Origin of the sequence: Agrobacterium tumefaciens (assembly GCA_025559845.1) — a bacterium.
GTDB lineage: Bacteria > Pseudomonadota > Alphaproteobacteria > Rhizobiales > Rhizobiaceae > Agrobacterium.
Map to the genome: position 1 here is coordinate 765,386 of CP048469.1, position 12,087 is coordinate 777,472.

11 protein-coding genes and 1 pseudogene are annotated in these 12,087 nt (G+C 58.3%); 2 read left to right on the forward strand and 10 right to left on the reverse strand.

What is annotated here, in order from left to right:
- Position 1: 1 nt before the first annotated feature.
- The 5 genes and pseudogenes from FY156_03710 to FY156_03730 form a co-directional block, all read right to left on the reverse strand.
- Positions 2-850 (reverse strand): folate-binding protein YgfZ, encoded by an 849-nt coding sequence (locus tag FY156_03710; GenBank protein ID UXS00656.1) that lies wholly within the window; start codon positions 848-850, stop codon positions 2-4.
- A 176-nt stretch (positions 851-1,026) separates the two neighbouring features.
- Positions 1,027-1,797, reverse strand: a complete 771-nt coding sequence (locus FY156_03715) for a hypothetical protein (protein ID UXS00657.1) — start codon at positions 1,795-1,797, stop codon at positions 1,027-1,029.
- A gap of 16 nt (positions 1,798-1,813) precedes the next feature.
- Positions 1,814-2,071, reverse strand: a complete 258-nt coding sequence (locus FY156_03720) for a hypothetical protein (protein ID UXS00658.1) — start codon at positions 2,069-2,071, stop codon at positions 1,814-1,816.
- Between the two features lie 105 nt (positions 2,072-2,176).
- Positions 2,177-2,485, reverse strand: a pseudogene (locus FY156_03725) (TIGR02301 family protein).
- Between the two features lie 218 nt (positions 2,486-2,703).
- Positions 2,704-3,120 (reverse strand): NUDIX domain-containing protein, encoded by a 417-nt coding sequence (locus tag FY156_03730; GenBank protein ID UXS00659.1) that lies wholly within the window; start codon positions 3,118-3,120, stop codon positions 2,704-2,706.
- 131 nt (positions 3,121-3,251) lie between these two features.
- Between FY156_03730 and FY156_03735 the strand changes: the two genes are divergently transcribed.
- Both FY156_03735 and FY156_03740 read left to right on the forward strand, forming a co-directional pair.
- A complete protein-coding gene (locus FY156_03735; protein UXS00660.1) occupies positions 3,252-3,575 on the forward strand; it encodes a YnfA family protein in 324 nt (107 codons plus the stop codon).
- A 12-nt stretch (positions 3,576-3,587) separates the two neighbouring features.
- A complete protein-coding gene (locus FY156_03740) occupies positions 3,588-4,349 on the forward strand; it encodes an SOS response-associated peptidase (protein ID UXS00661.1) in 762 nt (253 codons plus the stop codon).
- A 17-nt stretch (positions 4,350-4,366) separates the two neighbouring features.
- Here the strand turns inward: FY156_03740 and FY156_03745 are convergent, their stop codons facing one another.
- From FY156_03745 to FY156_03765, 5 genes are all read right to left on the reverse strand, one after another.
- A complete protein-coding gene (locus FY156_03745; protein UXS00662.1) occupies positions 4,367-5,659 on the reverse strand; it encodes a PleD family two-component system response regulator in 1,293 nt (430 codons plus the stop codon).
- A 696-nt stretch (positions 5,660-6,355) separates the two neighbouring features.
- Positions 6,356-7,219, reverse strand: coding sequence for a CDP-diacylglycerol--serine O-phosphatidyltransferase (gene pssA, locus FY156_03750; protein UXS00663.1), 864 nt, complete (start codon positions 7,217-7,219; stop codon positions 6,356-6,358).
- 22 nt (positions 7,220-7,241) lie between these two features.
- Positions 7,242-7,940 (reverse strand): phosphatidylserine decarboxylase, encoded by a 699-nt coding sequence (locus tag FY156_03755; protein UXS00664.1) that lies wholly within the window; start codon positions 7,938-7,940, stop codon positions 7,242-7,244.
- Between the two features lie 153 nt (positions 7,941-8,093).
- Entirely contained in the window at positions 8,094-9,980 is a 1,887-nt protein-coding gene (locus FY156_03760) for an ATP-binding cassette domain-containing protein (GenBank protein ID UXS00665.1), read from the reverse strand.
- 107 nt (positions 9,981-10,087) lie between these two features.
- Complete coding sequence (locus tag FY156_03765) at positions 10,088-12,061, reverse strand: LysM peptidoglycan-binding domain-containing protein (GenBank protein ID UXS00666.1); 1,974 nt, start codon at positions 12,059-12,061, stop codon at positions 10,088-10,090.
- Positions 12,062-12,087: the final 26 nt, after the last annotated feature.

Consider the following 12,087-nt stretch of genomic DNA (forward strand, 5'->3'; position numbering starts at 1 on the left):
GTCAGTCCTCCGCGCCAGCGGCGGGGTCCGCAACGGGGAAGGAAAGGCCGCTCCACTCGGGCAGGTGCATCGTCACCGCCGTCTCTCCGGCAAACAGCGGTGTTCCGGACGCGAGAGCATCGGCAACGCGGTCGGTACGGACAATCGCCAGTGCCTTGGTGCCGTTGACGGTCCCGAGTGCGCCAAATGGCTTTCCACCTGCCGTCATAGCCGTGCCGCTGGCGGGAAGGTTGCCATCCGCTTCAACGATCACAACGCGACGACGCGCTGTTCCACGGTGTTTCATGCGCGAGACGACTTCCTGACCTACAAAGCAGCCCTTCTTGAAGGAAACGCCGTCATTGACGTCCATCAGCACATCATGCGGAAAAGCGTCCTGCAGGGCGTAATCGTCACCGGATTCGACAATGCCGGTTTCGACACGCAGCGCGTTGTAAGCCGCTACGTCACCAGACGCGGCGCTACCCGCCAGACGGTAGAGATCGACGGTGGCCTTGGCGAAACGGCCGTCCTTCACCGCGCCTTGCGGAGCGGGTTCATTCCAGAACACGCTGACGCCTTCGGCTGCTTCAGCCTTGAGATCGACGGGCGCGCGCAGTTTGTACATCGTCAGACGACGAAGCAGGGCATCCTGTTCACCGACACCTGTTTCGATAAGGAAGTCGGAACCGTCGCGGGCAATCAGGAAATCAAACAGGATTTTCCCCTGGGGGGTTAGCAGCGCACTGGCGCGCGCTTCTGCCTCGGGCAAAATCTCGACATCGGTTGTGATGAGGTTGTTCAGAAATTCCGCAGCACCGGTGCCGGAGACTCTGATCAGGCGGCGGTTGGCAAGAAAAGCGGAGGGCATGGCTTCACCGTTCGGTTTGTCTGAAGCGCGGGACCTCCCTGCGGATGCCGCAGAGGGACGCTTCTATCCATCTGTTTCCACGCAACTTCAAGTAAAACGACGAGCGCTTTTCACGAAGTTGCCTCGTTTCGCACAGTTAGGATTTTTGCGCGCAGACGGCAAGCGTCGGACGACCTTCAGTCGCCCGCCGTGAAGAATTTCCATTTACCGTCAGGCGAAATGCCGATGCGGTAGAAGCTGTAGTTGCCGAACTCCTGCATATCGGCCAGGTCGCCAGCCGTGATGATGCGCAGCAATTCCACCTTTTCCGGTGCAGTCAGCGTATTCAGCGCTTTGCCGGCGAAATAGGGGAAGACGTAGGCTTCATCCGGTGTACCAGCGTCCATATGCGCATAGCCGGTGGACAGCAGGTCAATGATGATGGCCAGAACTTCGAGACCGTCGGGGTCGCCGGAGAAACTTTTCAGGGCCGCAATCGGATCGTCGTCGTCACTGCCTTCGATGCGCGCCTGATTCGAACCGGATGTGATCAGAGGGCGCAGCTTCTCGATGTCGCCCGAAGCGGCAGCGTCGATGATCTGCTGGCGAAGCTTGCGAACGGCTTCCGGAGCCTTGCTGAAATCGTGCTCGACCGTCACCGACATTTCCGATGCACCATTCTGGGACGCCGCTGCCGCATTCGAATTGGCAGATCGGTCAACCAGCGGGTCAGGCATCGGAATGCCTTCCGAATCACCTTCGATTTCGTCGGGTTCGGGTGCCTGTTCCTGCTCCTGTGCCGGCTGCTCGCCGGTCTGGGCCTGAGGCGCGTTCTCAGCACCAGGTGCCGGTTTCAATTCGGACAAGGCAAATGCGAGATTGGGCGTGCCGGCCGACACAACCGTGACGGCGAGCAAAATGGAGAGGGCGGCAGAAGACCGCAAAAGCCTCTTGCTCAGGCAAGACATCATAGAACTCCGGCTTTTACTGTATCACCCGCTGCGGCGAAAACTCGCCAGCAAGCATCCGCTGGCGCAGCGATTCCAGCATGGCTTCCGCGCCAGCTTCACCGTGGATACGGATGGTCTCGCGCATGGCCAGAGCGATGGCGGCATCGGCGATGATTTCCGGCTCGATGCCGTCTGCCATGCCGTCAGCCCAGGCTTCGTTCTGGTGTTCCAGAGCGACCTGCATCTTTTCGTGCACGATCATATCGTCGATTTCGTTACGGCTTGTCTGCATCTTTCATCCTCGACAGGGCGGGCAAGTCGTTACCACCCTGTTAACAACACTAACAGCCTTTTATCAAAACGGCACGGGCTGCGGCGAAAAGAGGTTAATAAATCTCTAATTTCCGAACCTGGACGCGATTTCCTGCGCGAGTGTTGCCCCTTCGTTACGGTAGTTCTCTTCTGCCACGACCGCGGCCTGCGTGCAACTGGTGTGAATAGCCGCAAAAGAGCGGTATCCACGGTTGAATGCAGCAGTCATTCTCTGACGTCGTTCCGGCTCGTTGGCCGTATCGGCCGCCAGAAGGTCGCTCATGGGTTTGCGCCAGTCTTCAGCGCCGGGAGACGGGCACAATGTCCTCAGATATTGCACGGCTCCCAATATTTCCGAAAGCCGCGCCAGTTTGTCGTCATAGGGAGCAGGCTTGTTGGGCGCTGCCGATGCCGGTGCTGTCACTTTCGGAGACGTGCCAACCGGCTGCGCTACGACAGCGCTGATCGACCCGCCATAAGCGAGACTTGCAGCAAAAAGGGACAGGAAAATGGTTTTCGGCATCGTAATCGCGTTTTGCCCCACACATACTCGTGAACATCCGGCGGGCCGCCGACTGGTTCTAAATAATAGCGATTCTGGCCGGTATGCAATCACCGCAGGATGCGTTCGGCACATTCTACAACGCTTTCGGGCGCCGGCAGGCGGCGTATTTCGTCCAGCGTGAACCATCCGGCCTCAGCCGCGTCATCGCTTGCCGTCGCGATCACGCCTTCATCTGTCTCGACAGTAAAAACAGAGAGAAAATAATGGCTTGTCAGTGTGCCTGATTCGTTGCGCGACGGCAGGTCGTATGTGGCAAACAGCTCCGGTTTGCGGGCGACGATGCCGGTTTCTTCCTCGAGTTCACGCAGTGCTGTCTCCGCTGGCGTTTCGCCGTCCTCACCCCGTCCACCGGGGAAGGCGAACATGTCTCTGGATGGCGGATTGATGCGGCGGATGAGCAGCAACCGGTCGCCGTTGCGAACAATGGCAGAAGAAGCGGCGCGCGGTTTTACGCGGATTGTCATGAAAATATGTCACCTCTTGCTCTGTGCCGGACCATGCCGGTAAACGGTATGTGCATTGTTCATCGCGCGTCCATGACACTATCATTTTCGCCGGGGAATCGATTGTCACTCTGCACACAAAAGACGGTTGAATGAAGGTTTATGTCATCTACGCCGCGGCAGCCCTGGCGGAAATAGCTGGCTGTTTCGCGTTCTGGGCCTGGCTAAAGCTCGACAGGTCCATTTGGGTTCTGGCTCCCGGCATGGTGGCGCTGGCAGCATTTGCATGGTTGTTGACGCTGGTGCCGAGCGAAGCAGCAGGACGGGCCTATGCCGCGTATGGTGGGATCTACATCGTCGCATCGCTTGCCTGGCTTTGGGGCGTGGAAGGGCATATGCCCGATCGCTGGGATGTTGCAGGCGGCGTCGTCTGCCTTGCCGGATCGGCTCTCATCCTGTTCGGTCCAAGGGTTTAGAGGGCAACACGCATGTGCGGACGTTTCGTATTGACCTCGACACCAGAAGAGATTGCCGAATATCTCGACCTGATAGGGCTCGATACCTTTCCGGCCCGATATAACATTGCACCGACGCAGCCGGTCATTGTGGTAATCGAGGGGGAGCGGCAGGAAAAAGGCAGCAACCTGCCGAACCGTCAGGCCGTTCTGGTCCGCTGGGGTTTTTTGCCGGGCTGGGTGAAAGAACCGAAGGATTTCCCGCTTCTCATCAATGCCAGATCTGAAACAGCAATCGGTAAGGCGTCCTTCCGTGCAGCCATGCGTCATCGACGTGTGCTGGTGCCGGCAACCGGTTTTTATGAATGGCGTCGGCCTCCGAAAGAGGAGGGCGGCAAACCGCAGCCTTATTTTATCCGTCCCAAGCGTGGCGGCATCGTCGCCTTTGCTGGTTTGATGGAGACGTGGTCGTCTGCTGATGGTTCGGAAGTTGATACGGGGGCCATCCTCACGACCGTTGCCAATGCAACGGTAGGGCGCATTCATGATCGCATGCCGGTGGTCATCTCGCCAGAGGATTTCAGCCGCTGGCTGGATTGCAAGACGCAAGAGCCGCGCGCCGTTGCCGACCTGATGAAACCCGTCGAGGACGATTTTTTTGAGATGATCCCCGTCTCGGACAAGGTGAACAAGGTCGCCAATGTCGGCGCGGATCTGATTGAAGCTGTTGAGGAAAAACAACCTTTGCCGAAGGTCAAACCGGCAAAAGACAACGGCCAGATGTCACTCTTCTAAAGTAATGACGCCGAAGTCTAGTTGCTGCGCCCCATCTTCTGCAAACGCTCCTCGATCATGACATCGGAATAGACGCGGTTACGGCCATTCGCCTTGGCAAGATAGAGAAGCTGATCGGCGGCATTGAGCTGATTGTCGAAAGGTTCGCCCTTTTCGATACCCACCACGCCAAGCGAAATCGTCAGCGCCAGTTCGCTGCCACTCAGCTTTTGTCCGTTCGCCTCGACATGGGCGCGCAGTCTCTCACAGAACTGGTAGGCAGCATCGGCATCGAGGCCGCGCAGGAATATCGCGAATTCCTCACCGCCCAGGCGGGCAGGGATATGGCGTTCGCCCTGGCACATGTCGTTGAGAAGATCGGCAAGCTTTTTCAGCGCCCTGTCGCCGGCGTCATGGCCAAGCGTATCGTTGATCTTCTTGAAATGATCGATATCGAGGATGGCGACCGCGCCGTTCTCGTCTTCTCTGTTGATGATGTCCATCAATGCCCGTGTGCGATCAAAAAACGAACGGCGGTTGGGAAGCCCGGTCAGATGATCGCGCTCGGCCAGTTCCCTAAGCCGCTTGAGCTGTTTCATCGTTTCGATGTTGTTGTCGATGCGGCATTGCAGTTCCTCCGGCACAAACGGCCGGTAGATGAAGTCGGATGCCCCGGCTTTCAGAAAGCTCGCCGAGAGAAGTCGATCCGACGACGACGAAATACCGATGATCCGCAGATCCTCCGACGAACGGCTGTCGCGAATACGGCGCGTCAGTTCATAGCCGTCCATATCGGGCATGTGGTAGTCCGTGAGAACAAGCTGGATTGACGGCTCGCGTGCGAGAATTTCCAGTGCCTGCTTGCCGGAATGAGCTTCACTGACTCTGAAATTCTGCCGCTCCAGAATTTCCACCAGTCCCGAACGCGCACTTCTGGCATCGTCAACGATCAGAACGGAAAATTGCCTGTTGGTCAGGATACGGTCCACGGTCTTGACGACTGCGTCGACAGTGCGGTGACCATCCTTGACGATGTAATCGATGATCTTCTTCTCGGCGTAGCGGCGGCGCGCTTCCTCATCGACCGTGGCGGTGAAGACGATCGTCGGAACCTTGTGGTCTGCCAGAAGCCCAAGAATTTCGCCCTTTGGTGCGTCGGGCAGGTTCAGGCCGGTAAGTGCGAGAGTGAATTCGTTGGCAACGAGCAGAGATTTCGCCTGTTTCATGCTGTCGCAATGAACGACATCGGCCTGCGTTTCCTCCGCCAGCCGCTTTTTCAGCAGCATGGAAAGCGCAACAGAATCTTCAATCAGAAGGATCTTATCCAGCATAACCGTCCTCCAAGCCTCCTGATGGCTTGTTCCCAGGATTCACGCACCATGTCCAAGGGTACCAGACAGATCTGGAGCTTGGATGGGGCCGCCATAAGGCAGAGAATCACGAGAGCAATAACTCATGAGTGTAGTCGTAGTGTAAGGACGGTCGCAGGTACAGCCTGCTTGCAGGGGTTGTATATTTTATCGAGAACGCAAGGCCATTCTCGACAAAAGCTTGGCGTTATCGAAAAGACGCCTGGAAAATATCGAGCATTGATTGAAATAGCTGCAGTAAAAAGGGGAGAGTTTGTTGGCCCGATTGTCAGCGGGCCGTCTGTTGTTTTTCTGGGAGATTCGGGACGTCACCTTGTGTCGGCAACGGCAATATCCCAGCCCAATCGTGAAAAATCAATGTTTTCAGGCGGGCTTTGCGGTCGGCTTGCGCTTCAGCATCAGTGCGGCAGCAGCAACAGCCTTCAGTCCAAGCGGGCGGTAATGGCTGTTGAGGTCGGTTTTCTGTTGTGCGTCGGCGGTTGTCTTGTTCGTCATGTCTCTCTCCAGATGTTCCCCGATCGCTTCCGGCGATCTGCGTGGGAGGCTCTTTCGATTGCAATCATGACGGATTCGAGGCGGAAAGAATCGAAACCGGTGTTTTCAACCTGCGACATTTTGCGCCTCGAAAACGACGCCTGGAAAGCCGTTGATTGTGGGTCAGATGCCGCGATCGAGACCGTCGCCGCCATCCGCTTCGCTATGGCCGTCTTCCTCGATCGTCAGCGTGCCGTAACGGCGGTGCCACAGGCGGGCGCTGAAAGGAATGAAGACGAGATAAGCGGCCACCGTCAGAACCAGCACTTCCCAGGTAAAGCTCATCAGCATGGCCACATAAAGCACGACGACGAGGATCATCGGCAGCACCAGATCGCGGCGAATGCGGCTTGCCTTGCCGGACCAGACGGGAAGGCGGCTGATGAGGAAATAGCCGATCAAGACCGTGTAAGCTGCAGCGATATAGGCGAATGTCTTGTCTGGCTCTACGCCGAGGAAGCCGAGATAGACGGGAAGCAGCACGAGCATAGCACCCATCGGTGCGGGCACGCCGACGAAAAACTCGGCCTGCCAGGGCGCCTTCACGGCGCGTTCGATCATGACATTGAAGCGGGCAAGGCGCAGACCGGCGGCGATAACGTAAATCAGCGCGGCGATCCAGCCGAACGAGCGTGCCTGATCGAGCAGATAGGCATAAACCACCAGGGCAGGGGCGACACCGAAGTTGACGATGTCGGCAAGCGAGTCCATCTGCTCGCCGAACTTCGAGGTCGCCTTCATCATCCGCGCAATGCGGCCGTCGATCCCATCGAGAAATGCGGCCAGCAGCACCATGCCGACGGCAAGTTCGAAGCGGCCTTCAAAGGCAAGGCGAACGCCGCTCAGACCAGCGCAGATGGCCAGAACCGTGATGAGATTGGGAACGACGAGCCGAAGGGGAATTTCCCGCAACCGCGGACCGCGGCCGCTGTCGTTTCTCGCATCATGTTTTTCGTTCTGCAGTGGCTGCGATGCCGGCGTTTCCATTACCATGCCCTTCCTGTTTACGTCAGCCGCGACGGCTGATCGTCGGGCCTTTGTCAGAACCGAATTCGGCAAGCACGGTTTCCCCTGCAATGGCCGTCTGACCGACGGCGACGCGCGGCTGGAAGCCTTCGGGGAGGAAAATGTCGAGGCGCGAACCGAAGCGGATAAGACCGAAACGCTCACCGGCGTCGACTGGTTCATTCGGTTTTACCCAGCATACGATGCGGCGGGCAACCATGCCGGCGATCTGCACGACGCCGACCTTGCCATGCGAGGTCTCGATCACCAGGCCGTTGCGCTCGTTGTCTTCCGACGCCTTGTCGACTTCCGCGTTCAGGAAGAGGCCCGGACGGTAAGCGACATTGACGATACGGCCGCGCACCGGCGAACGGTTCACGTGGCAATTGAAAACGTTCATGAACACCGAAATGCGCACCATCGGTTCCTTGCCGAGTTCCAGCTCGAGCGGCGGAACGACGGTCTGGATCGCCGAAACCTTGCCATCGGCCGGGCTGATGATCAGGTCGTCATCCTGCGGCGTCACACGTTCGGGATCACGGAAGAAGTAAGCGCACCAGGCTGTCAGCACGAGGCCGACCCAGAACAGCGGTTCGGCTATCCAGCCGAGCACCAGCGAGGCGACGAAGAAGGCAGCGACAAAAACGTAGCCTTCTTTGTGGATCGGCACGATGGTGTTGCGAATGGTGTCGAACAGATTCATAAGATTCCTTGCTCCAATTTTCGTTTGCCGCCCGTACAGGTTGCCGCAATGCGACCTCATCTGTTGCGGGATGCGACAAATCTTGCATAGCTGGTTACAGCCAAACATCGCGCCCGGCAATGGATTCCGGTCGTCGGCCGTAGTTTATGCCCGTCAATGCGCGGGTTCACCTCGATCGACGACACCAAGATCGTCCGTCTCGCGCACCTGCCGCAGCCGTTCCTCTGCCTGGATCGCTTCGCGCTGACGGCTCCACATCGAGGCATAGAGGCCACCGGCCGCCATCAAGGTGGCGTGATTGCCGCGCTCGGCAATGTTGCCTTCTTTCAGAACGATGATCTCATCTGCGCCGATCACGGTCGATAGCCGGTGGGCGATGACCAGTGTGGTGCGGTTTTTCGAGACGATATCCAGCGCGCTCTGAATCTCCTGCTCGGTGTGGGTATCGAGCGCCGAAGTTGCCTCGTCGAGAATGAGGATCGGTGGTGCCTTCAGGATGGTACGGGCGATGGCAACACGCTGTTTCTCGCCACCGGAAAGTTTCAGACCGCGTTCGCCGACCATGGTGTCGTAACCGTCAGGCAATTTGCCGATGAAAGCGCTGATCTGGGCGGCATTCGCCGCAGCCGTCAGGTCTTCGTCATTTGCCGAGGGGCGACCATAACGAATATTGTAAGCAAGCGTGTCGTTGAACAGCACAGTGTCCTGCGGAACCATGCCGATCACGGAACGCAGGCTCTTCTGCGTCACATCGCGCACATCCATGCCGTCGATGGTGATCTCACCCTGCTGGATATCGTAGAAACGGTAGAGCAGACGGGAAATGGTCGATTTTCCTGCGCCCGACGGGCCAACGATGGCGACCGTCTTGCCGGCCGGCACATCGAAGGAGACGCCCTTCAGGATCGGCCGTTCCGGATCATAGGCAAAGTGGACATCACGGAAGGAAATCGCGCCCGGACCGGTTTTCAGGTCCACGGCGTCCGGCTTGTCTACGACTTCGGCCTCGACTTCGAGCAGGTCGAACATCTGCTCGATATCCGTCAGTCCCTGACGGATTTCGCGATAGACGAAACCGATGAAGTTCAGCGGTACGGAGAGCTGCAGCAACAGGGCGTTGATGAACACGAAGTCACCGATTGTCTGTTCGCCGCGCTGCACGGCGAGTGCCGACATGACCATCATCACCGTCGAGCCAAGGCCGAAGATGACACCTTGGCCGAAGTTCAGCCAGCCGAGCGATGTCCAGATCGAGATAGCGGATTTTTCGTAGCGCGCCATCGCAGCATCGAAACGCTGCGCTTCCATGGTTTCATTGCCGAAATATTTGACGGTTTCGAAATTCAGCAGCGAGTCGATCGCTTTGGTATTGGCCTCGGTATCGCTGTTGTTCATCGTGCGGCGGATGGAGATACGCCAGTCACTCGCCTTCACGGTGAACCAGATATAGGCCCAGACGGTAACAACGGTCACCAGAACATAGGTGAAGCCGTAGCTTACCCAGAAGATGATGGCCGTCAGCAGGAATTCGATGAAGGTCGGTGCGGAGTTGAGAATGGTGAAACGAACGATCGTTTCGATCCCCTTCGTTCCGCGTTCGATGATGCGCGAGAGACCACCGGTCTTGCGCTCGAGATGGAAGCGCAAGGAGAGCTGGTGCATGTGCACGAAGGTCTTGTAGGCAAGCTGGCGTACGGCATGCTGGCCGACGCTGGCGAAGAGTGAATCTCTAAGCTGGTTCAGGCCGACCTGGATGATCCGCGTCAGATTGTAAGCAATGACAAGCGCGACGGCGCCAAGCAGCAGCGCTGGCAGAAGGCCAGCCATATCCAGCTTGCCATTCAGCGCATCGGTTGCCCATTTGAAAAAGTAGGGGACGGAGATCAGAACCAGCTTGGCGACGACCAGAAACACGGTCGCCCAGACCACCCGCATCTTCAGGTCCATACGACCTTCAGGCCACATATAGGGCCATAGATTGATAAGGGTCTGTGTCGGATTGCTGGAATCCGCTGATATGGTCTTTTTCTGCGCTGTCATGTTTCACTCCGCACTCTGCCGGAATGCCGACAGCAGGACGGCGGCTTTTTGGGGAAGCCGCCGTTTGTCAGATAGGAAATTTCCCTGTTGTTCGCAATGTTTGCGCGTCAGGAGCCGCCCTTGAGCCGCTTGCGATGCAATTCCTCGGAATTGGGCAGGGCCGTTTCCGGCACACCGAAAATCTGGCCGGGCTCGATCAGGTCAGGGTTTTTGATCTGGTCCTGGTTGGCAAGATAGATCGTGGTGTAACGCACACCCTGACCGTAGAGCCGGCGAGAAATTTGCCACAGCGTATCACCGCGTCTGATGATGACGCTGTTTTCGCTCTGGGCGAGAGGTGCCTGTTCGAAGGTCTGCGGGCCAGCCGGTGCTGCGGGCGCTGCCGGTGCGGAAATGTGCAGTTCAGCCAGATGGCTTCCGAGCGATGCAATGCCCTTGCCGATCGCGTCGACGTCTCTGGGCAATGCCTCGACGGATGCAAGCAAAGTACGGGCCTTTGCAACGACATCGTTCACGAAGGCTGTAAAGCCGGCATCGGTTGTCGCCGCAGTCCGGAATTCGGACAGCGAGCGCAGCGCGATAACGACAGCAGAGCGTGCCGCGACAGCTTCATCGAGCGCCGGCTTGTTTCCGTTCTGATAAAGGTTGCTCAGAATGCCGAATGCCTTGGAAACGCCGGTACGAAGATTTTCGAACGCCACTCGGTCACTCGCAGTGCTCTGGTTTTCGACTGGAACCGCACCTGCCGCCGGAACGGAAGAGGCAGCGGGCGTCTGCATCGCCACGGTTGCCTGATCGGCACCCGGACGTTCGAATGGAACGCGGACGCGAACCTTGACGGCTCCGTTGGCGTCGAGTTCTTCGACAGTAATGATGTGGCTTCCAACAGAAAGTTCGACATCGCCCTCGATCACGAAATGTCCGGACTGTTCGGTGGTGCTCTGGCCGATCTGTTTATCGTCGACGAGCGCACGAACAGTCGCACCTGCAGGCGCCGAACCGGCGACGAAAATCTTGGAACCCTCAAACTCGACAGCGGATACCTGCACGCTTGCTGCGACGGCTGGTGCAGCCGGTGTTGCTGGAGCCACAGGGTTTTGCGGCGCTGTCACTGCGGCGGGGGTGGCGCTGTCGGCTGCGGGCGGCGTCTGCGGTGCGGCGTTGGGCGCTGCTTCCGGCATGGCCAGAACACGGCTCGGTTCGCCAGGCTTCGTCACCATGGCAAGCAATTCGCCCTTGGAGCCATCTGGAACGGAGATGGTCGCGACCTCCTCAGACTGTGTAACCTTTCCGGCGGCGTCTGTTGTGCGCAACGTCAACTGGTGGTCGCCAGGCGGCAGCGGATTGTCGAAGACGGCGGCGAAATCGCCGGTCGCGTCGACGGTGGTCTGGGCAATGACCTTTTCACCGTTCAGAATTTCGAGCTTCGCGCCGGGCTGAGCCTTGCCTGCAACAACGGCCGATCCATCCGGCTCGACGCGCAGCACATCAAATGTGGGAAGCTGTGCGGCATCCGCTGCAGGTTCGGCAGGTTTTGCCGGCTCCGCCGCACCATTGTCCGTTCCGGCGAACACACCGGCCAGACGACGGATGTGGGCAGCGGCAGCAGAGGCGCTTTCCGGCAGATCGCGCAGGAACGCGGTGGTGCGCTCAGCAGCAGCACGAGCCGTGGTGATGAGCCTGGATGTATTTTCGTCCAGTGTTTCGGGAATGTCGATTTCGCTCAGTTCCTTGAGCGACGCTTCGACCTTCTTTCGCGCAGCGGCGAAGTCGGCGTCGGACGGAACCTTGCCGTCGGCGAATTGCGCGGTCAGGTCCTTGATCGACTGCGTGGCGGAGGCCGCCAAACGCCCAACCTTCTCGGCCACATTTGCGGTTTCCGTTGCGGCGTCGGAGAGGATATCGCCAGCCTTGTCGCTGCCCATTTCAACGCTGTTTTTCACAGCGTTGCCGGCTTCGTTGATGGCATCGCCAATGGAATTTCCATCGTTGCCGATACGCGGAAGGACGAAAAAGATCATGAGCAGGCTCGCAACGGCCAACACGATCAGCGCCAGCAAACCGGCCTTGTATTTCTTCATCCTGGAATCTCCGGGTATTCAGCCTT